The organism is Klebsiella sp. BIGb0149, assembly GCF_004362605.1.
GTDB classification, from domain to species: domain Bacteria; phylum Pseudomonadota; class Gammaproteobacteria; order Enterobacterales; family Enterobacteriaceae; genus Klebsiella; species Klebsiella terrigena.
In genome coordinates, this window is sequence record NZ_SNYG01000001.1 from 1186462 (window position 1) to 1210132 (window position 23671).

Annotated in this window: 18 protein-coding genes; 8 read left to right on the forward strand and 10 right to left on the reverse strand. The window is 56.6% G+C overall.

Going from position 1 to position 23671, the window contains the following annotated elements; all coding sequences use genetic code 11:
• Positions 1-3 precede the first annotated feature (3 nt).
• Positions 4-729: an AzlC family ABC transporter permease gene (locus EDF75_RS05710; protein ID WP_241783172.1), complete on the forward strand. Its 726-nt coding sequence runs from the start codon at positions 4-6 to the stop codon at positions 727-729.
• On the forward strand, positions 719-1024 hold the full coding sequence (locus tag EDF75_RS05715) for an AzlD family protein (protein WP_133597677.1): 306 nt from the start codon (positions 719-721) through the stop codon (positions 1022-1024). Before EDF75_RS05710 ends, EDF75_RS05715 begins: the two co-directional genes overlap by 11 nt.
• On the opposite strand, the gene EDF75_RS05720 is transcribed toward EDF75_RS05715, so the two are convergent.
• Positions 1025-2218 carry an MFS transporter gene (locus tag EDF75_RS05720; protein ID WP_133597679.1) on the reverse strand — a complete coding sequence of 398 codons (1194 nt, stop codon included), beginning with the start codon at positions 2216-2218 and terminating at the stop codon, positions 1025-1027.
• Positions 2219-2417: 199 nt separating this feature from the next.
• A complete protein-coding gene (locus tag EDF75_RS05725; protein WP_133597681.1) occupies positions 2418-3554 on the reverse strand; it encodes an alpha/beta hydrolase in 1137 nt (378 codons plus the stop codon).
• A 197-nt stretch (positions 3555-3751) separates the two neighbouring features.
• On the opposite strand from EDF75_RS05725, the gene EDF75_RS05730 reads away from it, so the two are divergent.
• Entirely contained in the window at positions 3752-4636 is an 885-nt protein-coding gene (locus EDF75_RS05730) for a LysR family transcriptional regulator (RefSeq protein ID WP_045854978.1), read from the forward strand.
• Positions 4637-4785: 149 nt separating this feature from the next.
• The gene (locus EDF75_RS05735) at positions 4786-5376 is read left to right on the forward strand and encodes a nucleotidyltransferase family protein (RefSeq protein WP_133598020.1); all 591 of its coding nucleotides are present in this window, start codon (positions 4786-4788) and stop codon (positions 5374-5376) included.
• A 54-nt stretch (positions 5377-5430) separates the two neighbouring features.
• Here the strand turns inward: EDF75_RS05735 and ampR are convergent, their stop codons facing one another.
• Complete coding sequence (ampR, locus tag EDF75_RS05740) at positions 5431-6300, reverse strand: LysR family transcriptional regulator AmpR (protein WP_133597683.1); 870 nt, start codon at positions 6298-6300, stop codon at positions 5431-5433.
• A gap of 129 nt (positions 6301-6429) precedes the next feature.
• Between ampR and ampC the strand changes: the two genes are divergently transcribed.
• Complete coding sequence (gene ampC, locus EDF75_RS05745; protein ID WP_133597685.1) at positions 6430-7587, forward strand: class C beta-lactamase; 1158 nt, start codon at positions 6430-6432, stop codon at positions 7585-7587.
• On the opposite strand, the gene EDF75_RS05750 is transcribed toward ampC, so the two are convergent.
• The 3 genes from EDF75_RS05750 to EDF75_RS27545 form a co-directional block, all read right to left on the reverse strand.
• On the reverse strand, positions 7579-8091 hold the full coding sequence (locus tag EDF75_RS05750; RefSeq protein ID WP_243733503.1) for a LysR family transcriptional regulator: 513 nt from the start codon (positions 8089-8091) through the stop codon (positions 7579-7581). The two genes, ampC and EDF75_RS05750, sit on opposite strands and share 9 nt — an antisense overlap.
• Before the next feature lie 342 nt (positions 8092-8433).
• Positions 8434-8715 (reverse strand): hypothetical protein, encoded by a 282-nt coding sequence (locus EDF75_RS05755; protein WP_133597687.1) that lies wholly within the window; start codon positions 8713-8715, stop codon positions 8434-8436.
• 81 nt (positions 8716-8796) lie between these two features.
• A complete protein-coding gene (locus tag EDF75_RS27545; RefSeq protein WP_218029264.1) occupies positions 8797-8973 on the reverse strand; it encodes a YnfU family zinc-binding protein in 177 nt (58 codons plus the stop codon).
• Positions 8974-9126: 153 nt separating this feature from the next.
• On the opposite strand from EDF75_RS27545, the gene EDF75_RS05760 reads away from it, so the two are divergent.
• A complete protein-coding gene (locus EDF75_RS05760) occupies positions 9127-9360 on the forward strand; it encodes a hypothetical protein (RefSeq protein WP_095096819.1) in 234 nt (77 codons plus the stop codon).
• Between the two features lie 19 nt (positions 9361-9379).
• Here the strand turns inward: EDF75_RS05760 and EDF75_RS05765 are convergent, their stop codons facing one another.
• Positions 9380-17962: a glycoside hydrolase family 94 protein gene (locus EDF75_RS05765; protein ID WP_133597689.1), complete on the reverse strand. Its 8583-nt coding sequence runs from the start codon at positions 17960-17962 to the stop codon at positions 9380-9382.
• A 155-nt stretch (positions 17963-18117) separates the two neighbouring features.
• Positions 18118-18276, reverse strand: coding sequence for a YnfU family zinc-binding protein (locus tag EDF75_RS27245; protein ID WP_220432773.1), 159 nt, complete (start codon positions 18274-18276; stop codon positions 18118-18120).
• 333 nt (positions 18277-18609) lie between these two features.
• On the opposite strand from EDF75_RS27245, the gene EDF75_RS05770 reads away from it, so the two are divergent.
• Positions 18610-18912 carry a putative quinol monooxygenase gene (locus EDF75_RS05770; RefSeq protein WP_133597691.1) on the forward strand — a complete coding sequence of 101 codons (303 nt, stop codon included), beginning with the start codon at positions 18610-18612 and terminating at the stop codon, positions 18910-18912.
• A 213-nt stretch (positions 18913-19125) separates the two neighbouring features.
• Here EDF75_RS05770 and EDF75_RS05775 read toward each other — a convergent pair whose 3' ends face one another.
• Positions 19126-20403 (reverse strand): YeaH/YhbH family protein, encoded by a 1278-nt coding sequence (locus EDF75_RS05775; protein ID WP_133597693.1) that lies wholly within the window; start codon positions 20401-20403, stop codon positions 19126-19128.
• 157 nt (positions 20404-20560) lie between these two features.
• Positions 20561-22495, reverse strand: coding sequence for a protein kinase YeaG (gene yeaG, locus EDF75_RS05780; protein ID WP_045855003.1), 1935 nt, complete (start codon positions 22493-22495; stop codon positions 20561-20563).
• Between the two features lie 429 nt (positions 22496-22924).
• On the opposite strand from yeaG, the gene EDF75_RS05785 reads away from it, so the two are divergent.
• Positions 22925-23671: a MipA/OmpV family protein gene (locus EDF75_RS05785; protein WP_133597695.1), complete on the forward strand. Its 747-nt coding sequence runs from the start codon at positions 22925-22927 to the stop codon at positions 23669-23671.

The window sequence follows — 23671 nt, forward strand, 5'->3', positions numbered from 1 at the left end:
ACGATGCCCGCGATGACGAAAAACAGCGCCGATTTAGCTTTGCTGAACGGCTCACTTATTGGCTCCGGCTTTCGCGAGCTGATGCCGATTTCATTATTTGTCGCCGTTTTCGGCGCCGCCTTTGGCCTCGCGGCCTCGCAGGAGGGCCTAAGCCATCTTACGGCGACCATGATGAGCCTGCTGGTTTTCGCCGGCTACGCCCAGTTCGCCGCGCTTGGCCTGTGGGGAGAGCCGGTGCCGCTAGTCACGCTTGTGGCGACCGTTTTCGCGATCAATGCCAGGCATCTGCTAATGGGGGCCACGCTGTATCCGTGGCTACGCTATTTATCCCCGGCTAAGCGCTATGGGATCATGGCGGTCGCATCCGATGCGAACTGGGCGATGGCGATACAGGCATTTAGCCGCGGCAGGCCGGGGCTGGGCCTGCTCTTTGGCGGCGGTCTGGCGCTGTGGCTTTTTTGGGTTGTCGGTACGGTGGTGGGGCTCTACTTCGGCAGCGCAATCCACGATCCCCAACGCTACGGCCTCGATATGGTGATGGGGTGCTTTCTTCTCTCCATGGTGTTTGAGGGGGAAAGGAGCCCGCGGACGTTCATTATCTGGTGCGTGGCGGCGGGCGCCTCGCTGCTGGCCTATAAATGGCTGCCGCAAAACAGCCACGTGATTGCCGGCGCCATCGCCGGAGGGATCGTGGGCATGGTGCCGGGAGGCAAAAAAAATGAACGTTGAGATGTCGGATGCCGGGGCGGTAATGGTCATCATCGTGATGGCGCTGGTGACGCTCGCCACCCGCTGGGGTGGCGTATACGTGATGTCTTTTGTGCCGCTCAACGGCAAGATAAAAAGATTTATTCAGGCCATGTCCGGTTCCGTGCTTGTCGCCATTATCGCCCCCACGGCAGCGACCGGCGACAGAGGCGCCCAGATGGCGTTGCTGACCACCGCCATCCTGATGCTGGTGCTTAAAAGGCCCCTCATTGCCATCGCCGGTGGGATCCTCGTCGCAGCATTCGTCAGACGGTGATTAACGCGCGTCGGCTTGTTGACGGGCGGTGAAAAACGTCAGCACGACGGCGCCGAGCAGCAGCGCGAGACTCATCGCAAAAGCGTACTGCCAGCCGAAATGGTCAAACACAACGCCGCCTGCCGTCGAACCCAGGGCGATAGAGAGCTGGATCGTCGCGACCATCAGCCCGCCTCCGGCCTCGGCATCTTCGGGCAGGGTGCGGGCTATCCATGTCCACCATCCGGTGGGCGCAGCGGTGGCAAACATCCCCCAAAGGCCCAGCAGCAGGGCAACAATCCACAAGCTGTGCCCGGCCACTATTAGCGTCCCGGCGATGGCGGCCATCAGCAGAGGAAGGGCCATCAGCGTCAGATAAAACCTCGCGTTGAGGAACGCGGAGACGAACAGTGTGCCAACAAAACCCGCCGCCCCGATCGTGAGCAGGATAAGCGACAGGTCGGAGCTATTTACCCGCGTTACCGTCTCCAGAAACGGGCGCACGTAGGTAAATAACGCAAACTGCCCCATAAAGAACAGGCCGCAGGCAGACATGCCCATGGCGACCACCGGGCGGCTGAACAGCCGAAACACGTTTGCGCGCGGCGTGCGGCTTGTGCTGCCCGCCATATTGGGCAGGCTGAAGCACTGCCAGATGAAGGCGACTATCGCCACGGGCACCAGGCACATGAAGGCTCCGCGCCATCCGATAGTGGTCCCGAGATAGCTACCCAGCGGCGCGGCCACCACCGTCGCCAGCGCGTTACCGCCGTTAAAAATAGCCAGCGCGCGGGAGACCTGATGCTGCGGCACAAGGCGAATGGCCGTGGCCGCGGACATCGACCAGAATCCGCCGATGGCAATACCAATCAGGGCCCGTCCCGCCATGTAGATCGAAAAGCTGGAGGCGAGGGCGATAACGATCCCCGACAGCGCCATCAGAGCCGTCATCCCCAGCAGGAGGTATTTGCGATTCACGTTGCCGGCAATAGTGGAAAGGGTCAGGCTGGTCAGGACCGCCAGCGCCCCGGAGATGGCAATTCCCTGGCCTGCCAGCCCCTCGGTCACGGCCAAATCTTTGGCAACCGGCGTCAGCAGGCTGACCGGCATAAATTCCGAGGCAATCAGCACGAAAACGCACAGGGTCATGGCAAAAATGCCGCCCCAGCGGGCGTGCTCTTTAGCGCGGGGTGTTACAGGGTTCAGCGTGGACATGGGCTACATCTCTGAATATCGCCCCGGGCTGGCGGTGCTCGCGCCGGAACGGACGCTATTTATGCAATAGCGATCGACATTATGGATAAGGATAAAGTGCGATGTTGTCAGCGGGCTCGATAACATCAGGCTGGAGGCGTCGGAATAAAAGCCGCCGGCCAGCGTCCGGCGGCTTGTTAAAGGTTAGCTTTCGAGGTTTCTATTTTAAGCCGTCTTTGAAGAACTGCCCGAAGCGCGCAAAAGGTATTTTACCGGCGACGTTGTCGTAGAGGTCCACGTGGTTCGCGCCCGGCACAATAACCAGCTCCTTCTGCTTGCTGCCAACGGCTTTAAAAGCATCTTCCGCAAAGTAGCGCGAGTGGGCCTTTTCCCCCGTCACGATAAGCGTTGGGATGGTAATTTCACTGGCGTAGCTCAGCAGCGGCATATTCATAAACGATAAAGGCGTTGTCGCCGTCCATGCGCCGGTGGAATTAACCGAACGCTCGTGGAAACCGCGCGGCATCCGGTAGTAGTCAAAGAACTCTTTCAGCACCGGGTGAGGATCGGCGGGGAGGGTCTCCGGCAGAATACGCTCCGCAGCGCTGGCTTTGCCGTTCTGGTCGACGTAGATGTCGTGACCGGAATGGGCGAAGGTTCCGCTCTGCGCATCCTTCCAGCGCTGCTCGTTCAGGTACTGCAGGACGGCGCGGCGATCGGCCGTGGAATAACGATCTTTACCTTCGCCAACGCCGTGGCCCATCGCCCGGCTCATGTCGTACATCACGCTGGTGGCGACCGCCTTAACGCGGGTATCCATTGCCGCCGCGTTCAGCGCCATCCCGCCCCAGCCGCAGATGCCGAGGATGCCAATACGGTTGCGATCGACCTCTTTTTGTAAGCCGAGGAAATCAACCGCCGCGCTAAAGTCCTCGGTGTTGATATCCGGGGAGGCGACGTTGCGGGGGTGACCGCCGCTCTCGCCGGTGTAGGAGGGATCGAACGCCAGCGTCACAAAGCCTTGCTCAGCCATCGTCTGCGCATACAGGCCGCTGGATTGTTCCTTCACCGCGCCAAAGGGCCCGCTGACCGCGATTGCCGCCAGCCGGCGGTCTCCCCGCCGTTTGGGGATATAAAGATCGCCCACCAGGGTGATGCCATACCGGTTCTGGAATGACACCTTACGGTGATCCACTTTACTGCTTTCGGCGAAGGTCTTATCCCATTTCTCGACCATCGAAACGGGCGCATTTGGATTGGTAGTATCAGCATAACTCATTGTCGTGACTCCACTTAATGATGCACATAGCAGCATCGCAGGTATAGCGGACGTCAGTTTTTTGGTGAAAGCATTCATCAAAAATTCCCCTGGGAAAAAGGATACAGGTACAGGTTTCATCCGGACAACGCTGCGGTGCTTTGTTTCATGGGGCTCATTATAGTTAGCAAAAATAGTGCTGATTAGAGGGGGTTAAATGCTAGGATTAATATCATATTGTTATAGAAAGGGCGGCGAAGCGGGCGATACGTAGCCCGACACCGCAGGAGGCACTGATGGCAAAACGGGAAAACTATAATGAGCTCTACCTGTTTATGCAGGTGGTGCGGGAGGGGAGCTTCACCGCAGCGGCCCAGCGGCTTGGGCTGGCGCAGTCGGGAATTAGCCGTTCCGTTCGCGAGCTCGAAGAAAGGCTGGGCGTCCAGCTTCTGGTGCGCACCACGCGCAGGCTATCCCTGACGCAGGCGGGCGAGCAGCTCTACCAGACGGCCGAGTCCGGATTTGACGCCTTAGATTCGGGGCTTGCCACGCTGGCGCACTATCGTCAGACCCCGTCCGGCACGGTGCGCATCAATGCCAGCCAGCACGCCATTGATAAATGCCTCCTGCCAAAGCTCGCGGTATTTAAGCAACGCTATCCCGATATCCGGCTGGAGCTGATGAGTGAAAGCCGGTTCGTCGATATTATCGCCGAGAGATTCGATGCGGGCGTCCGTTTGGGTCCGGAGGTGGGCAGCGGCATGATCGCGGTACGCATTACGCCGGATATGGAGATGGTCGTTGTCGCCACTCCCGAGCATTTTCGTCGCTACGGCTTTCCGCAAACTCCGGCCGAGCTGGCGGCGCACCCCTGTATTGCCTATCAGTTTGGCGACGGCAGCCTGTACCAGTGGGAGCTCAATCTGGACGATAAAAAGATCACCCACCGACCGCAGGGGCAGTGGGTCTTCTCCGACAGCTATATGGAGGCAGAGGCCGCCCGGCGAGGCCTGGGGCTGGCCTATGTTCCCGAAGAGCTGGTGGCCGATGATTTAGCGCGCGGCGTGCTTATCCGAGTGTTACAGCCCTACAGCCTGCGCATGGAGGGTTCATTCCTCTATTATCCCCATCGCAACGTGTCGCCGGCCCTGAGAATCGTCATTGATACACTGAAGATATGATGCAGGGCGATGGCATCACCGCCATTATGCGCAGCGTCAGCCTCGCTGAGGCCCGCCGCGATCGTTAATAATGCAGAGTATCAGGGGACCCGGAGCGAGCTGCGGGGCTAAAGCGGCAATAGCCGGAAGGGGCACAGATGAGGAAGACGATGGCATATCAGCAGGCGCTGCAGAGATTGTTGTTAGACGATGCCGTGAGGATGAAGGCGCTTTATGCCGTTCAAAGCTTAAGGCTCAACGACGGCTGGATCGGCGCCGGATTCGTGCGGGATGCGGTCTGGGATCGCCTGCATGGATACGGCCAGCGGCCCGTGGGCGGAGACGTTGACGTGGTGTGGTTTGACGCTGCGCGCTGCGCTGCCGATGGCGATCGCTTTCTGGAAGCCGCGCTTAATCAAGTGAGCCCCGCGTTCGACTGGTCGGTGAAGAACCAGGCCAGAATGCATCACCATAGCGGCAATGCGCCGTACCGCTCGACGGAGGATGCTATCCGCTACTGGCCTGAAACGGCCACGGCTGTCGCCGTCAGAATAGGCGATACGGGCCTGATTGAGATAATTGCCCCCTACGGCCTGGCCGATTTATTCGAGCTCCGCCTAAGGCCGACGCCGCAGTTTGAGCTGCAAAGGTTGTCCGTATTTAAACATCGGGTTGCCGCCAAAAGGTGGGTTGAGCGTTATCCCCTGCTGCAGCTTATTGTTCCCGGAGAGCCGGAGCAGGGCGAACGGGCGCTTTCCTGATGGGCGTCACTCTCTCGAACCGGGGATATTTTGCGCAATTAATAGGGCAATGGCTTACCACTGCTTCGCTATCCAGGCAGCAAAGTCGCGCATGGCGACAGTTTCGGGGCGCGACTGCAGCCGCGTGAGCCAGTATCCGCCGCAGTGAATCTCCGTTGGGAACGGCTGCACGATGCGCCCGGCGCTGAGCAAGTGGCTAAACATGCTGGCTGGCGCAATCGCAATTCCGGCCCCGCACTGCGCCACCTCCAGCATCGCCAGCGAGGTGTCAAAAACCATCACCGGATGCGTCGGCGCCGGCGGGGCTTCACCGGCCTTCGTCATCCATGTTGCCCATTCGTCGCGGCGGTAGGAGCGCAGCAAGGTGTACTTAAGCACATCCGCCGGTTTGTAGAGCGTCTGGGCTATCGCCGGCGTGCAGAGCGCGGTGAGCGGCGCATCGCAAAGGAATATGGCCTCGGTATCGTGCCAGGCGCCGTTGCCGAAACGAAGGGTATAGTCCAGCCCTTCGGCGGCGGGATCGACCCGGTTGTTATGCGTCGACAGATGCAGGTCGATATGCGGGCAGCAGCGGCGAAAATCCTCCAGCCGGGGCAGCAGGAACCCCACCGCAAACGTCCCGACGACGCCTATTTTTAGTTTTTCTCGCCGTTGCCGGGCGCTAAAACGATCGAGCGTATCGGCGATGATGTCGAAAGAACCGTTCAGCACCGGCAGGAGGTTTTCGCCTTCTGTCGTCAGCATCAGCCCGCGCGATACCCGCACAAATAGCTGACAATTAAGGTGTTCCTCCAGCGATCTTACCTGCTGACTAATAGCAGAATGCGTGACGTTGAGCTCAACGGCTGCGCGAGTAAAGCTTAGGTGCCGGGCTGCGGCTTCGAAAGCGCGAAGGGCATTCAGTGGGAGATAGCTTCTGGTCATGGCCGTATGTGTTAGAAAAACTGCAGGCAGATGCTAAGTTTAATCGTTTGTCAGAGCGAGTCAAAGCCCACAGACTTAGCGCGTTTTCAGGGCCCTGATATCTCTCTCACTCTATGGAAGGTTTTACCCATGCAAAAAATGTTGAACGGCGTTCTGGCACTGGCCGCGCTTTCGCTCACCGCGGCAAGTCTCGCTGCACCGAAGACGCTCACCGAGCAGCAGATTTCTCGGGTGGTCAGCCAAACCATCGAGCCTCTGCTCAAAGAGCAGGCGATCCCTGGCATGGCGGTGGCGGTTATTTATCAGGGCCAGCGGTACTATTTCACCTGGGGTAAAGCGGACGTCGGCAGCGGCCGCCCGGTCACGACGGACACGCTGTTTGAACTTGGCTCAGTGAGCAAAACTTTCACCGGCGTACTGGGTGCAGACGCCGTGGCCCGCGGCGAAATCAAGCTCAGCGACAATGCCAGCCGCTACTGGCCGGAGCTTAACGGCAAGCGGTGGCAGGGGATAACGCTGCTGGATCTGGCAACCTATACCGCAGGCGGTCTGCCGCTACAGGTACCGGATAACGTTACGGACAGGGCCTCGCTGCTCGATTTCTATCGGCGCTGGCAGCCGCAGTGGGCGCCGGGCAGCATGCGCGTCTATGCCAACAGCAGCATCGGTCTGTTCGGCATGCTGGCGGTGAAGCCTTCGGGGCTCGGTTTTGAAGACGCCATGAGCCAGCGGGTCCTGCGGCCGCTGAATCTCAACCATACCTGGATTAACATTCCGCCCGCGGAAGAGAAAAACTATGCCTGGGGCTACCGCAGCGGCCAGCCGGTGCACGTTTCACCCGGTATGCTGGATGCCGAATCCTACGGGGTGAAATCAACGATTACGGATATGGCCGCCTGGCTACAGGCCAATATGGCGCCCCGGGAGGCCGGCAGCCCCACGCTCAGAAAAGGCCTCGAGATGGCGCAGGCGCGCTACTGGCGGATTGGCGATATGTATCAGGGGCTGGGCTGGGAGATGCTCAACTGGCCGGTCAATGGCGTGGCGATAGCAAAAGGCGGCGATAACGCGGTGGCGCTGGCCCCGCATCCGGCAGCGGCGATAGAACCGCCGGTCCCGGCGGTCGCCGCCTCATGGGTGCATAAAACCGGCTCCACCGGCGGATTCGGCGCCTATGTGGCGTTTATCCCTCAGCTGCAGCTGGGAATTGTTATGTTAGCGAATAAGAGCTACCCGAACCCGGCGCGTATCACCGCCGGATATACCATTTTGCAAGCTTTACAGTAAACCTATTTGCGCGCGCCGGTCGCTTAAACGACGGAGGTGTCGAAAGTGAAAGCCCTGCAGCAGTGCTATGTTGTTGGTTAAAATAGCCAGGCCGCAGGGCGATATCAGCTCAGTTCCGTGTGACGACAGGGCCTTCGCCGGATACTGGCGGGAGAGTTTTGCCATAACCGACAGCACATAGCGTTTACCAAATGTGGGATAACACGCCACTCTCAGCACGTCAGTTACTTCGCCCTTCATTGACGCCAGTTCCTGCTGCGTGTCCTCCCGTGAATCGAGGATTTGTCTGGCGCGAATCAGCAGCATTTCCCCTGCATCGGTCAGGGTTAAATGACGCGTAGACCGCAAAAAAAGCGGGGTATCCAGGTACGCTTCCAGCGCATCAATCTGCCGTCCTATCGAGGAGGGAGTGCGCCCGAGACGGCGACCAGCACCCGAAAAACTGCTCTCACGGGCGACATCGACAAAGACTCCAGGGAACTCGGCGAATTTCTCTGATTGCATCTGTGCATTTCTTGCATAGCTGTTGTGGGTAGAAGTCATCTTATCAGTGATGTGCGCTGAACTTAATATCCCCTCAAGGGAACCGCAGACGCAATCAAAACCAGAAAAACCCGTTTGGGGATAAAGCACAATCGTAGCAGTACACCTGGCATCGTTTTTCTTTAATGTACCTGCATGTTATGGCGAACAGGATAAACAACGGTAGGGCTAATATTTAACGGCGTATGTTAATGTTGATGATACTCATCTATTTAAATGAAATCGCTAAAGTGCAGAATTTAGCCAGTGGCCGGAAATTATAATCGTTCGGTTTGCATCAGTAAAATATCCCTCAGGACTATTCTATATATGCCAGTAATGTTCATGGAATTGTCTGGCGGATTCCTTTTCGTCAAGGTATTCAAACCCGAACAGGCGAATTTTTTCATGGTTGTAAAACCATTGGTTCCCGTGCCGTTCAATGATCTCCCCTGGCGTGAAGCACTGTCCTGATGCGACCCGCACAATCGCATATTTATCATTGCTAAATCTGACTCTGTGAATGCAGAAAGGTTGATTTATTTCGCCGGAAAGACGGCAGCCAATGATATCTCCTTCAATAAGAACAACTTTACTGGTTTTCATAAGCATAACCTTCATTACAGGAGTAAAACAGGTAGGTCGCCATTTTCCCGTTTGTGTATCTTTCAAATGCGAAATTGCCGATCAGCCTCCAATACACCAGCATTCTGACGGTCTGAATAATAGCCCGCAGGCGGGGCACTCCAGAACCGCATTTTTCCGTAATTTACCTGCTTTCTGATCGGCCCGGTGGGCACATACCGGGCAAGCCACGTGAACGGGTCTCTCTTTAAAATGCCTGAGTCCATTTGTATAAGACATAAATTGATACTCTATGGAATGTAATATTCATTATACGCCTTTAAACAAGATTATTTAGATAATGTTATGTGGATTTATTACTAAATCAGCAAGTCAGACCCGCAGACCACCAGGGTGATTTGTGATATAATACCCTTCCGTGAGAAATTTATAATGAAATCAGAAGACATCCTCGACTGGTACCCGGCGCAATTGCCGCCAGTGAAAATTATCCTTGGTGAAGCCGTGCTGGCCGTCGGCAAACAGGGCCGCCCCATTAACACCCGGACGTTGCTTGAGTACCTGCAGGTGATGCAGGACAAACAAAAAAGAAGGGATGACAAAACCGCGATGAAGACCGCAATTGATGTTCTCCGGGACAATCAGCGCACTAACGGCAGACGTTAATGCGCACGCTAAGCCAGCGTCAGTTCTGAATGATATCAATGGTATGGAATTGTCCGTCATCCATCAGCGGAATGCTGTCATCGGGGAGGATGATGCCGTCCAGAGTGGCCTGGTATTTCCCGACGCCACGTGAAACGCTAATGTGATACTGACTGTCGCCGTACTGATATGTCATGGAGAACGACGGCCAGTTGTCCGGCAACAGAGAATGAACGGTAAGGGAAGCACCGCAACGTTTTATCCCCAGCAGCTCCTCGGTCAACAAACGGTATGCCCAGCCTGCGGAACCGGTATACCAGCTCCATCCGGCACGACCCGTATGCGGCGCGACGCTGTACACATCAGCGCTCATGACGTAGGGCTCCGCTTTATATCTTTCCACTTCACCTGCATCCAGCGTGTGGTTTATCGGGTTGATCATTGACCACAGCTGCCACGCGCGTTCTGCATTCCCCATCCGGGCAAACGCCATCACCGCCCAGATGGCGCCATGAGTATACTGCCCCCCGTTTTCCCGCACTCCTGGCAGATAGCCCTGGATATATCCCGGATTCGGCCCGTGCCCATCGAAAGGTGGCGTTAACAGTTTGATTAGCCCGGCCTCGTTATCCACCAGATGCTTATCCAGCGCCTGCATCGCCATGACGCTACGCGCCTGGCTGGCGACCCCGGACAGTACCGACCAGCTTTGCGCAATCGCATCAATTCGACAGTCCTGGGACGCTTTTGAGCCCAGGGGAGTACCATCGTCAAAATATCCTCGCCGGTACCATTCACCGTCCCATGCCGAGGTTTCGAGATTTTTTTGCAGGCGCAGCGCCTCTGAACGACACATTGAAGCGACGCTGGCATCCTGTCGCCGATCGGCAAGCGAAGCGAAGCGTTGTAAAATATCGTACAGGAAGAAGCCCAGCCAGACGCTTTCACCTTTCCCCTCAATGCCAACCTGGTTCATCCCGTCATTCCAGTCGCCGGCCCCCATCAGCGGGAGACCGTGCTGCCCGAAGCGTAATCCATGCTGAATAGCTTTGACGCAGTGTAACCATAGCGTCTCTTCGCTGCTGCTGATGACCGGCGTGTCGTAGACGGACTCTTCACCCGGATGGAGCGGGCGACCTTGCAGATAAGGAATATTCAATTCCAGTATTTCTGTGTCCCCGATCGTTTCGACATAGTGACAGACTGCGAGCGGGAGCCAGAGATAGTCATCCGAACAGCGTGTACGCACGCCGTTACCGTGAGGAGGGTGCCACCAGTGTTGCACGTCTCCCTCAACAAACTGTCGTGTTGCGCACAGCACTATCTGTTCGCGCATCCTTTCCGGGGCGGCGTGACTGAGCGCCAGCGTATCCTGCAGCTGATCGCGAAAACCAAATGCGCCGCCGGACTGATAGTAACCGCTACGCGCCATAAGGCGACTGGCCATCGTCTGATACAGCAGCCACCCGTTGACCAGTAAGTTCACGGAGGTATCCGGGGTATTGACCACCATTTTATCGAGTACGTGATGCCAATAGCGGTGAACGTTGTTCAGCTCCTGGCGGACGGTATCCTCATTCAGATAGCGGGCCAGGGTCTCCTGAGCCCGGCTATGATTTTCATCCACGCCAAGGACAAAAATAAACGTTCTCTGGTCGCCATCAATTAGCGTGGCCGCGGATTGTACTGCTGCGCAGGGATCCAGCGCGGCCCCCGTTTTACCCGAGAGCCTGCGCAGCTTCATGGCGTCCGGATTTTGCAATGAACCGTTTCGGCCAATAAACTCGCGGCGGTCGCCCGTCAGCGAGCAGTAGGAGCCGCTGACGGCAAAAAATGCCGTGCGCTCGCCGCCGTTAGCGCCGTAAAAGTTGTTGGCCATCACCCCGCAACCGCCAGCAATGTTGACTGGATACGTAACGATATGGGAGGCCGAACGGGTTCGTAAATCCCCAAGCGTCCACTCCGCATAGCCGGTGACGGACAGTTTACGCGTTCGTCCCGAATTATTACTGAGCGTCAGGATCGCCAGTTTAACCGGCGCCCGTTCGGCGACCAGTATCGTCAACTCACTGTCTATCCCGCTCTCCCGGTGGGCAAACACGCTGTAGCCAAAACCATGACGGGTCAGATAGTCGCCGTGGCCGCGCACCGGCAGTATCGTCGGCGACCAGCACGCACCGCTCTCTTCATCACGCAGATAGAAGGCTTCACCACTGCGGTCGCTTACCGGATCGTTTTCCCAGGGCGTTAAGCGGTATTCATGGGCATTTTCATACCAGCTGTAGGCCTGTCCCGCCTCTGAAATAACGCTGCCAAAATCGGCGTTTGCCAGCACATTTGACCACGGGGCTGGCGTCGGCTCGTTTTCCCTGAGGACAATCTGATACTCCCGACCATCCTGAGAAAAGCCGCCGAGACCATTGAAATGGCGCAGCTGATGGGTATCAGGCGTCCAGTCGGTATGTCGATTGCCCTCTGCTGCAGGGTGCGGAATTAGCAACCTGGGCTGGGGTTTTAGGGTATGAATGCGCTGGTTAAGCTGTTCACTTAGCCCGCCGGCTCGATCATCAAGATACAGGCAGGCGACGCTCATCAGAAGCTGCTTATCCTCGGCGGAGAGATGTTCGCCATTACGGACAAAAATCCCGCCTGATTTATCCAGCATGCTGGCTCCTGACCTGGCGTAAATCAAATCCATAATCTGGTTTTGCAGCGCCTGCTGGTAGCCGCCGGGGCTCTCATTGAGGATCACCAAATCGACCTCCAGCCCTTTCTGGCGCCAGTATCGGTGCGCCTGAATAAGTGTTGTTACCGAGGCGATACCCTCTTCGCTGGTGATACTGAACAGCACTATCGGCAGATCGCCTGAAATCGCCCAGCCCCACAGGCCGGACTGACCTCGTCGGTTACGGCTGATAATCTGGCCGTCGGCGCGCAGCTCGTGACAGGGGTAAAGCACCGCGCTGGCGAGACGGTTAAACAGCGTGGCATCATCTTCACTGGCGTTCATCTGGCGTAACACCACCAGACTGTGGGACCAGGCCAGTTCAAAGATGCGGTCAGCGATGGGGTGATCTCTGTATTTTTCAAGCAACGCCAGGCTGTGCTGGCGGCTTTCGCTGATACCGTAAACGATATCGATAGTGACGGGCTGTCCCGGCAGTAGCGTGATAGCGTGGCGAATCGCCAGTATCGGATCAAGAACGGCCCCCGAGGTATTGCTGAGCGGTCCTTTTTTTACGCTTGTCAGCGCATTTGAAGGGGTTCTGCCGCGGCCAATAAATGCTGCCCTGTCGGTTTCAAACGAGATGCTCTTACTGTTATTGCCATGCACGACCACCATGTGAAACATGCACGGGTTCTGTTCGTCCAGCGAACGCGGGCGGCGATGGCACAGGATCGCGTCACGATCGGGGTTAATCTCGGTCTGGATGAATAAATTGCTGAATGCCGGATGGGCCCGATCGCTGGCGTCGGACGCCAGCACCACTTCGGAATAGGTTGTCAGCTCAAGGTCGTGCGGCATTCGCCCCCTGTGTACCAGCGTGAGCCGCCGTAGTTCAATATCATCTTCCGGGGAGACCACGATCTGGGTTCTGACACTCAGCGATCCGAAAGTACGCCTGTATTCAGCGCCGGCATCGGTAAAGATCGCCTCGTCGCCGTTATCGGCGTCTTTGCCGGTGGGATGCCAGGTATTGCTCCAGACTTCGCCCGTTTGCGAATCGCGGATATAGCAGAATGCTCCCCAGTTATCCCGGGTCGTATCGCTGCGCCAGCGCGTGAGGGCAATATTGTTCCAGCGGCTATAGCCACCGCCACCGGGGGTCAACATCAGATGGTAATGGCTGTTGGACAACAGCTGAACTTCAGGCACCGGCGTATCTGCTCCGGTGAAAATACGCGGTTCGTAGCGAACGGGTTTGACCCTTCCTTCATGGGATTCGAAATGACGGCGCGGGCTGTAGAGATCGACCGCATCCGGCACGCGCTCCTGTAACAGCAGGCTCGCCGAGCGGAAGACGGTACTGGACATGAATCGCTCCGTCATCGGGGCGTTAAGCAGCACGTGAGCCAGCGCCTGAAATGCCATCCCCTGATGGTGCGCCATCCAGGACTGCACGACGGCATACAGCTGCCCGGTTGCGAGGCGGGATGGGGTATAGTCCAGCGCTTCATAAAAACCGTATTCGCCGCGCGCGCCGTTTTTTTCCAGGCTGAGCAGATTCTCGCAGGCTTTCTGCGGAGAGATCGTTAGCGCCAGCAGTGTCGCATACGGGGCGATGACCATATCGTCAGCAAGTCCTCGCCGCAGACCGAGGCCCGGTACGCCAAATGCCTGATACTGATAATTGTGCTGAACATCAAAAGCATGATAACCGGACTCCGATACCCCCCACGGCACCCCACGCTCTTTGCCCCAGCGTATCTGACGCTTAACCGCGGACTGGCTCATTTCATCGAGAAGGCTACCGGGCCAGGTGGGCATCACCAGGTTCGGCATCAGGTATTCAAACATCGAACCGCTCCACGACATCAGCGCGGTTTCATGGTCAATGGCGGTGAACAACCGTCCCAGGGCATACCAGCTTTTTAACGGCAGCTGGTTAGTCGCGATGGCGAGAAAACTGGTCAGACGGATTTCAGACGGCAGAAGATCGTAATGGCTTTTATCGGGTGTGTTCGTATCACAGTTGTAGCCGACGCTGAGCAGGCTGGTCGCCTCGCTGTACAGAAAAGCAAAATCCATTCTCGCATGATCGTTCAGCCGCTGTTCAAGTTCAGTGATAATCTTCAGCCGCATGCGGGCCAGCGCCGTAGCCGATGCCGGAGGCGTTCCTTCGCCGCAATAGCTCGCGCCGGCAAGCCAGCTCAATGTCGGCAGCATCTGTTCGCTATACGTCTGAGGTATCCAGCCAAGCAAATGCGACCATTCATGGCAAAGCTGCACCAGCTGATGCTCAAGGTGTCCTGTCCAGCGCACCACAAGGCTGCTCTCCTGAGCGCACTGCGTCGTCAGATGGTTACACTGGGCGCGCATTTTTTTAAGTTCGCTGAACAGCTGCGCCGGAGGCAGCGACGCTGCGTTCAGGCAGTGCTTGCGCAGCAGTCGCAGGCCGGTTGGCGCGTTCTGACCCCAGTGTTTTTCCAGAATGATTATCGTATCGTTCAGCCCGGCCAGGATCTGCTCGCTGTTCAAAACCGGCTGATGACGCATGGCGGACAGGCCTTCGCGCAATGTCAGTAAATGGCCGGCCATATTGCCGCTGTCAACGCTCGAAACATAGCGTGGGCTGAGGGGCGCAAGCGTGCGGGTGTCATACCAGTTAAAGAGATGGCCCCGGAAGTGTTCCATTTTATCCATTGAGTCGAGAGTCATCGTCACGCGCTGTAAAACCTCTCCCCCGGGCAGGTAGCCAAAATCCCAGGCGGTCAGGTTGGCCATCAGGGAAAGTCCGATATTGGTGGGGGAGGTGCGATGTGCGATGGTTGGCTGCGGTATTTCCTGGTAATTATCCGGTGGAAGCCAGTTCTCTTTTGCCGTGGCAAAGGTTTCAAAGAAGGCCCAGATTTCGCGACTCGTCTGACGCAGCAGCTGCTTCTGTTCCTGGTTCAGCGAAACCGCCTTACGTTCAGGCTGGCGGCTTAGCCAGCTCAGCAGCAGGGGGGCAAGACACCATAGAATGCCGACGGGCAGAGCGATAGTCAGAAGCCGTGGGGAAAAATGAAAAGTCATCATCGTCAATGCCGCCCCGGCGACAACATTCAGCCACATCGCCCGATAAAAACGAATCACCGAAACGCCGGGCTGATGGCCGTCGGGGCTGTGGCTGGTCCACTGGATGAGATTGCGCTGACTGACGCCAAGGCGCCAGAGCGTCACGGCAATGGCGTACAATGAGTATCCGGCCTCATGCGGCAGTATCGCAAAATTGAGCCCGATACGGGAAAACCGTTTCAGCGCCCCGGCCGCGACGAGTGGAATATGCAGCCGCAAAGGGCGACGAAGAGGTTTATGCAGAAGGTCGTGGCTGATGCTCAGCGCTGAAGGCAATAACCACACCAGCGCCAGCGCGCCAAGCCAATAAAGCGGGTTGGGGACCAGCAGCAGGGAGCAAAAAAGAAGCGCCAGCAAAGACGGGCTGACCAGGCTGCGGCGTAAATTGTCGAATAACTTCCAGCAGGAAAGCGCCGATAGCGGGTTTTTATCCCGGGTTCCATCCGCTTTTCTGACGTACGGGCTGAGCCAGTTAAGCAGCTGCCAGTCGCCACGGATCCAGCGGGTGCGGCGGGCAACGTCTGACAGATAGTTGTTTGGGTACTGCTCGTAGAGTAAAACTTCACTGAGTAGCCCGGAGCGAGCGTAGCACCCTTCGAGTAAATCGTGGCTGAGGACCAGATTTTCCGGGCAGGCGTTGGCGGTAGCCAGGGCAAAGATATCGACGTCATAAATGCCCTTACCAACGAACGATCCTTCGCCGAAGAGATCCTGATAGATATCTGAAGACATCATCGAATAGGGATTATTACCCGGCACGCTGCTGCGCATGGCGGCATAGCGTCCCTGTCCGTTGCGCGGCATTTCCTCCGCCAGCCCGGGCTGTAAAATGCCGTACCCTTTGACGACCCTCTGCCGTAGCGGATCATACTCTGGCAGGTTGAGCGGATGCGCCATTGTCGCGACCAGCTTATGCGCCGTGTCGCGCGGTAACACCGTATCGCTGTCCAGGGTGATGACATATTTAATATGACCCGGCAACAGATGCGCTGGCGCATCTGCGACGCTGGAAAATTGCGCCGCGGGATGGCGCAGCCAGTTGTTCAGCAACGCCAGCTTTCCCCGTTTGCGTTCATAACCCATCCATTTTTCCTGCGTGGGGGCCCATTCTGGCTGTCGGTGCAGAAGATAAAAGCGTGGGCGGCTGGCTGGATAGCGGCGGTTAAGATCCTCTGTTTCCGCGATGGCCTGTCTGAGCAGCCCGCTGTTTTCTGGCGGTTTTTCAACGGCGGAATCGGCAAAATCGGTGAGAAGGGCGAAGCGGAGGTTTTCGTTCTGATTACCCAGCCAGCACACTTCCAGGCTGGTGAGGAGCTTGCTGATGCTTTCGTGACTTGTCAGCATACAAGGGACCACTACCAGGGTCGCGCAATCAGCCGGAATTCCAGCGGAAAAATCCATTCGCGGCAGCGGTCGGGGTATTCGAAAGCGGGTGGTCGCTTCGCTCAACAAATCGTTCATTAACTGACTGACCGCCAAAATAAGCGGCAACGCCAAAAGTATCAGCATCCAGCCCATTCCCTGCTGCGCGGTTTCGTGCAAAATTCCGGCCGTCACCGCTGTCGTCAGCAGGCTCAGGCTGCCAAGCCATGACAACAAGGGGATTTTGTTGAAACTATGCCGCAGGCGTATCAGCCCTGAGGTATCGGCGGAAAGCTGCACTTCCAGCAGCTCGCGGCCTCCACCGGCCAGATAATAACCAATATGATGCCCCGGCGTGCCGGGCGCATTTTCCACAGAAAGCGCCAGTACCCGGCTGGCTACCTCTGACTCGCTAAAGCGACTGTCTCTGGCCAGGATCTCGATGACGTGGCGGTAATGATCCCGGGTATCAAAGTGCATACGGGAATAGGTGCCGGCAGGATCGAGACGCAATGTCTGTTCTACGACGCTGATTGCCTCGGCGAAATCAGCCCAGTTCGTTTCGCTCAGCAAACGCAAGCCCGCGATGCTGTTGCTGACGGAAAGCTGGCTGGCCGCAAGCTGTTGATTGAAGCGGTGAATGAGAACCTCGGTTGTCACGCCTTGTTCAGCAAGACGCTGGTCCACCCAGGTCAGCGGCAGTGCCAGCGCATTGCCGCGCCCCTGCAGGCGGCGTACCAGTTCTGCGACAAACGCACTGCTCAGCGGCGGCCGTGCGCGCGCCATGTCGGCGACCACCATGATTAAGTCTGCCGGAGTATTCTCGGCACATTCGAAAATCCGCGTAATCCATGTATCTGCCAGACTGCGTTCTTGTTGGGCTTTTACTACTTCCATACTGACGCGACGTAGATTTTCGATTAGAGACAGACGCAGCATGCCCGGTAGCGCCCAGACCTCGCCTAACGTCAGCGGCGTCACCTGCTGATAGGCCGCAATATAGCTGGTCAGGCTGGCCACGTCCCAGCGCCCGTCACCGTGAGCAATAGCTTCAGATGCGATATCGTAAATACGCGGGCAGTGGTGAGGCGATGCCAGGGACGGGAGGCCTTTGCCAAAGCTTTTTGGCAGATGCTGGCGGACAATGCGGATTTGTTCCTCAATCAGGTAGTAATTATCAAGCAGCCACTCACCCGCGGGCATGATGCTCGATTTTTTCCCGGCATTGAGCGCATAACAGTTTTGCGTGATCGCAGCCTCATTATCTCCCAGACGTTTAAGAAGATAGTAAGGCAGCTTGTCCGGTGACAACTTATGAGTGTGCGCCAGTTTCTGGCCGTAACGTTCCATCTGAGGCGTCGAAAACAGCTCTGAGCGCAAGCTATTTTCGCTTGTTGAGTCGTTGGCAGGAAACGGCACCAGTTCAGGAGATTTCGTAGACATACGGGAGCGGCTAAACCATGCTCGGGGATTCATTTTCATAGCGTTGCTCTGATGCGACATTAACGCGCAGGAGCAGTTGCGAAATCAGTTCAGAAACGTTCTCTCAGGATGGGCGTAAGGCATCAGGGATTTAACAGCTGCCGGTCTTTATTTCAGTATAGAACACCGGTTTGTACGTGAGCCGGCGTAAGGGGTTAGCGTGGCGAGACAAAAAGGGCCTTACATCCCGGGCATAGCATTGCCTGCTTTAATCGGATCTTTGATGCAGACTGGGGGGATTTTAAGCCGCAGATGGGGCAGGTGGCGGTGGACGTTCCACCGATGAGCTTCATTGCGTAATCGAGAAATGACATGATGATTAACCTTTCAATGAATGTGTTTCAGTCTATCACGTCTGGGTAAAAATTAACCTATTTAAAAAACCTCCCATTTATATTTGCTGCTTCTCTCTTTCATCTAAGGCCACGGTCGTATGTTCACCTATGCCACAAAACTGCCCGTGACCCTCCTTTAATTTTCACGAGTGAAGGGCGGGTCGTCGTGCACTTCCCGAGAGCAAAGGCTATGATGCCACCAGCAAAAAATGACCAGCATCAGCGCTATTCCAACGGAGAACGGGCCAGGTGCGGCCGAGGTCCCGGCGATCCCCGGGACGATTACGTATCCGTTTTCACCGAGAGGACCCTATGCTAAAAGTCATTGCCGAAGATTTTATCAAGCCCGAATGCGTTGCAGCCGTTCTGCCGTTATACCGGGAGCTGGTCGCGGCAACCAGGCTGGAGCCGCTGTGCATCGCCTATGATCTCTATATTGATGAAAAGGATCCCGGACATTTCATTTTTATCGAGGAGTGGCCGGACCATGCGGCCCTCGACGCCCACTGTGCCAGCGAACATTTCAGACGGCTGGTCCCGTTGATCGACCGGCACCAGCGGGAAGATGCCCGATATATCCTGATGAACGGTCAGGTGAACCCGGCGGGCGAGTAAGGCCGGCGTCGCCATTCACCGGTCCTGTGATTGCTCAGGCGGCCCGCAGTGGCGTTGGTACTAGCCTTCCCGGCGACGGATGGCCTGAGGCGGCTTTAGGCGCAGCGGCATGGCGAAACGGGAAGAAGCGCAGCGGCAAGGGGGGAATAACTCTCCGGCAGTGGTGGGAAAATCAGCCAGAAAATAGCATTCACTGGCTGATTTTTTTTAGGGTTAGCTGGTGGTGGTGCCCTGCTTGTGGAACAGCTCGCGGAACACCGGGTAGATATCTTCCTGGTCGCGTATATGCTGCATGGCGAAGTTTTCAAAGGTCGTCTGCAGATGTTCATATTCACGCCATAGCGTCTGGTGGGCGCGGCGGGTTATCTCAATGTAGCTGTAGTAGCGCACCACCGGCAGGATGTTCTTCGCCAGCAGCTCGTGACACAGCGGCGAGTCGTCCGCCCAGTTATCGCCGTCCGACGCCTGCGCGGCGTAGATATTCCACTGCGCCGGGTCGTAGCGCGCTTTAACCACTTCATCCATCAGCTTCAGCGCGCTGGAGACGATAGTGCCGCCGGTTTCCTGCGAATAGAAAAACTCGTGCTCATCCACCTCTTTTGCCTGGGTATGGTGGCGGATATAGACCACCTCGACGTTTTTATAGGTCCGGCTGAGGAACAGATACAGCAGGATGTAAAAACGTTTGGCCATATCTTTGGTGACCTGATCCATGGAGCCGGAAACGTCCATCAGGCAGAACATCACCGCCTGGCTGGAGGGTTCGGGCCGTTTTTCGTAATTCTTATAGCGCAGATCGAAGGTATCGATAAACGGCACGCGGTCAATCTTCGCCCGCAGCTCGGCTATCTCCTGGCGCAGCCGCTCCTCTTCCAGCAGCTGCGCGGGCTCGCTTTTGCTAATGACGTCCAGATCCGCTTCCAGCGCGCGCAGTTCGCGGCGCTTGCCGGCGGTCATGGCGGTACGTCGCGCCAGCGAGTTTTGCAGCGAACGCACCACGCTGATGTTCGCCGGGACGCCGTTAGCGGTAAAGCCCGCCCGATGCGTCTTGAACTCGGTAAGCTGCCGCTGCTGGTTTTTCTTCAGATTCGGCAGGGCGAGATCCTCAAACAGCAGGTCGAGATACTCGTCTTTGGATATCTGAAAGACGAACCCATCTTCGCCTTCGCCGTCGGCGCTGGCTTGCCCCTGGCCGCTACCGCCGCCTCCGCCGCCCTGCGGGCGTTCAATACGGTCGTTTTGCACAAAATGGTCGTTGCCGGGATGCACGCGATTGCGCAGGCCGCCGCGACCCTGATGAAACATCGGTTCGTTGATATCATCCGTCGGAATAGAGACGGATTCCCCGCTCTCAATATCGGTCACCGAGCGCTTGTTGATAGCCTCGGAGATCGACTGTTTTATCTGCGCCTTGTAGCGACGCAAAAAGCGCTGGCGATTCACCGCGCTTTTATTCTTTCCGTTCAGGCGCCGGTCTATAAACCAGGTCATATGCCCCCCGTACTGCATTTGCCAACCATACACGTCATACTTCAAGCCGCATTTGCGTTGCTTACCCCGGACGCTTACCTGAGTAAACCCCCGGGGCTCCCTGCAACTCGAATTGCTGGTCTCTCTCTTAGCCCGCCGCGAGCGGGCTTGCCGTACGTCAGGACGATTTGCGTACCCGCAAATACCATTCGCACAGCAGACGTACCTGCTTACGGGTATAGCCTTTCTCCATCATCCGGTCGACGAAGTCGTCGTGCTTTTTCTGCTCGTCGGTAGAGGTTTTGGCGTTGAACGAAATGACCGGCAGCAGCTCTTCGGTATTGGAGAACATTTTCTTCTCAATAACCGTGCGCAGTTTTTCGTAGCTGGTCCAGTTCGGGTTGCGTCCGCTGTTATTGGCTCTGGCGCGCAGCACGAAGTTGACTATCTCGTTACGGAAGTCTTTCGGGTTGCTGATCCCCGCCGGTTTTTCAATTTTTTCCAGCTCCGCGTTCAGCGATTCGCGGTCAAACAGCTGCCCGGTATCCGGATCGCGGTACTCCTGATCCTGAATCCAGAAATCCGCGTAGGTGACGTAACGGTCAAAAATGTTCTGCCCGTATTCGGAGTAGGATTCGAGATAGGCGGTCTGGATCTCTTTGCCGATAAACTCGGCGTATTTCGGGATCAGGTAGCCTTTGAGGAACTCGAGGTAGCGCTCCGACTGCTCCTGCGGGAACTGCTCGCGCTCGATCTGCTGCTCAAGGACGTAGAACAGATGCACCGGGTTAGCGGCAACCTCGGCGTGATCGAAGTTAAATACCCGCGACAGTATTTTAAAAGCGAAGCGGGTGGAGAGACCGTTCATGCCTTCGTCGACGCCGGCATAGTCGCGATACTCCTGGTAGGATTTCGCTTTCGGGTCGGTATCTTTCAGGCTCTCACCGTCATAGACGCGCATTTTGGAGTAAATGCTCGAGTTTTCCGGCTCTTTCAGGCGCGACAGAATCGAGAAGCGCGACAGCGTTTCAAGGGTGCCCGGGGCGCATGGCGCATGGGTCAGCTCGCTGTTGTTGAGCAGTTTTTCATAGATGCGCATCTCTTCGGAAATGCGCAGGCAGTAAGGCACCTTGACGATATAGACGCGGTCAAGGAAGGCCTCGTTGTTTTTGTTATTACGGAAGGTCACCCACTCGGATTCGTTCGAGTGCGCGAGGATAATCCCGTTAAACGGCAGGGCGGAGATCCCTTCGGTGCCGTTATAGTTGCCTTCCTGGGTTGCGGTCAGCAGCGGATGCAGCACCTTAATCGGCGCTTTGAACATCTCGACGAATTCCATGATCCCCTGGTTGGCGCGGCACAGGGCGCCGGAGTAGCCGTAGGCATCCGGATCGTTCTGCGCGTAGTGCTCGAGCTTGCGAATATCAACCTTACCGACCAGGGCCGAGATATCCTGGTTGTTCTCATCGCCGGGTTCGGTTTTGGCGATGGCGACCTGCTCCAGAATCGACGGCCACACCTTGATAACGCGGAATTTGGTGATATCGCCGCCAAACTCATGCAGGCGTTTGGCCGCCCACGGCGACATGATGGTGCCGAGATAGCGGGTCGGTACGCCATATTCCTTGTCGAGGATCTGCGCATCTTCCTGCGGATTAAACAGGCACAGCGGATGGTCGTTCACCGGGCTGCGCTCGCCGTTGGCGCTCAGCACGTAAATCGGTACGCGCTGCATTAATGATTTCAGGCGCTCGGCAAGGGATGATTTACCGCCGCCCACCGGCCCCAGCAGATACAGAATCTGTTTCTTCTCTTCCAGACCCTGCGCGGCATGCTTCAGGTAAGAAACGATCTGCTCGATGGCATCTTCCATACCGTAGAACTCTTCAAATGCCGGATAGCGTGCGACAACCCGGTTTGAAAAGAGACGGGACAGCCTTGGCTCCAGGGCCGTATCGACCATGACGGGTTCACCAATGGCCATCAGTAGCCTTTCTGCCGCGTTGGCATAAGCACTGCGATCTTGCCGGCAGATGGTAAGAAACTCCTGCAGTGTGAACTCTTCGTCCTTGGCAGCTTCATAACGCTGGCGATAGTGATCGAATATATTCATGGCATGCCGTCCTTTCGTATTTAGCACAAGTTGAGAGCGTTCATATGAATAGTGGGTGCTCCCGGAAGAGGTAAGCAGAGCGCGACGTCTACTGATTCTCCAGCAACCCTTATGCCAGGTTGTCGACGAGATTAAGATAACGCGCCCTGCAATGACGCCTTCTAAATTAAAGCGTAGATGCATTTAGAAAACTTGCATGCAGCGAAAAATCAATTTCAATGACATATCAATAACTCATCCCAAAAAAGGTCGCGATTTCGCACGTCTTGCCGGGGGCCTTCATCCTGTTGTCATGAAGCTGCGGGTCCGGGCTTGCGTATTGACGAGAGAGTGAGTCATTTTTTGTAATGACGGGTAAAGAATTTGAGGCGTGAGGCCTACGACGCTAAACTGCCTGCGCGGATTATTTGACAAACGGGAATATGGATTGTGAAGAAGATCAAATCTCTGGCACCAGGCGTGTGTCTTTTGGCCTGTGTCTCAGCAGCACACGCCGACGGGAAATTAACGCTGGGGGCCGGCGTGGGTATCGTCGAAAGCCCGTATAAGCAATATGACGTCGACGTTTACCCGGTGCCGGCTATCAGCTACGAGAGCGATAATTTTTGGTTCCGTGGCTTAGGCGGTGGTTACTATTTATGGAATGACGAGAGCGATAAGCTGTCGGTTACCGCCTACTGGTCGCCGATGTACTTTAAGCCGGGCGACAGCGACAGCGAACAGCTGCGTAAGCTGGATCGGCGTAAATCGACGATGATGGCCGGGCTCTCCTACGTGCACAATACCCAGTATGGCTTCCTGCGTACGGTGCTGGCCGGCGACACGCTGGACAAAAGCAACGGCATTACCTGGGACATGGCCTGGCTCTACCGCTATACCAACGGCAACCTGACCTTAACGCCGGGTATCGGCGTGGAGTGGAGCAGCGACAACCAGAACGAATACTACTACGGCGTCTCGAAGCGCGAATCCGAGCGCAGCGGCCTGCGCAGCTACGACCCGGACAGCAGCTGGAACCCGTATCTCGAACTGTCGGCCAACTATCGCTTCCTCGGCGACTGGAGCGTTTATGGCGTGGCGCGCTACACCCGCCTGTCCGACGAAATCACCGACAGCCCGATGGTGGACAAATCCTGGAGCGGCCTGATTTCTACCGGGATCACCTACACTTTCTGA

Coding starts and splice junctions, on each gene's coding strand:
- EDF75_RS05710 (WP_241783172.1), top strand. CDS start 4: ATGCCCGCGATGACGAAAAACAGCGCCGATTTAGCTTTGCTGAACGGC.
- EDF75_RS05715 (WP_133597677.1), top strand. CDS start 719: ATGAACGTTGAGATGTCGGATGCCGGGGCGGTAATGGTCATCATCGTG.
- EDF75_RS05720 (WP_133597679.1), bottom strand. CDS start 2,218: ATGTCCACGCTGAACCCTGTAACACCCCGCGCTAAAGAGCACGCCCGC.
- EDF75_RS05725 (WP_133597681.1), bottom strand. CDS start 3,554: ATGAATGCTTTCACCAAAAAACTGACGTCCGCTATACCTGCGATGCTG.
- EDF75_RS05730 (WP_045854978.1), top strand. CDS start 3,752: ATGGCAAAACGGGAAAACTATAATGAGCTCTACCTGTTTATGCAGGTG.
- EDF75_RS05735 (WP_133598020.1), top strand. CDS start 4,786: ATGGCATATCAGCAGGCGCTGCAGAGATTGTTGTTAGACGATGCCGTG.
- ampR (WP_133597683.1), bottom strand. CDS start 6,300: ATGACCAGAAGCTATCTCCCACTGAATGCCCTTCGCGCTTTCGAAGCC.
- ampC (WP_133597685.1), top strand. CDS start 6,430: ATGCAAAAAATGTTGAACGGCGTTCTGGCACTGGCCGCGCTTTCGCTC.
- EDF75_RS05750 (WP_243733503.1), bottom strand. CDS start 8,091: ATGCAATCAGAGAAATTCGCCGAGTTCCCTGGAGTCTTTGTCGATGTC.
- EDF75_RS05755 (WP_133597687.1), bottom strand. CDS start 8,715: ATGAAAACCAGTAAAGTTGTTCTTATTGAAGGAGATATCATTGGCTGC.
- EDF75_RS27545 (WP_218029264.1), bottom strand. CDS start 8,973: ATGTCTTATACAAATGGACTCAGGCATTTTAAAGAGAGACCCGTTCAC.
- EDF75_RS05760 (WP_095096819.1), top strand. CDS start 9,127: ATGAAATCAGAAGACATCCTCGACTGGTACCCGGCGCAATTGCCGCCA.
- EDF75_RS05765 (WP_133597689.1), bottom strand. CDS start 17,962: ATGAAAATGAATCCCCGAGCATGGTTTAGCCGCTCCCGTATGTCTACG.
- EDF75_RS27245 (WP_220432773.1), bottom strand. CDS start 18,276: ATGTCATTTCTCGATTACGCAATGAAGCTCATCGGTGGAACGTCCACC.
- EDF75_RS05770 (WP_133597691.1), top strand. CDS start 18,610: ATGCTAAAAGTCATTGCCGAAGATTTTATCAAGCCCGAATGCGTTGCA.
- EDF75_RS05775 (WP_133597693.1), bottom strand. CDS start 20,403: ATGACCTGGTTTATAGACCGGCGCCTGAACGGAAAGAATAAAAGCGCG.
- yeaG (WP_045855003.1), bottom strand. CDS start 22,495: ATGAATATATTCGATCACTATCGCCAGCGTTATGAAGCTGCCAAGGAC.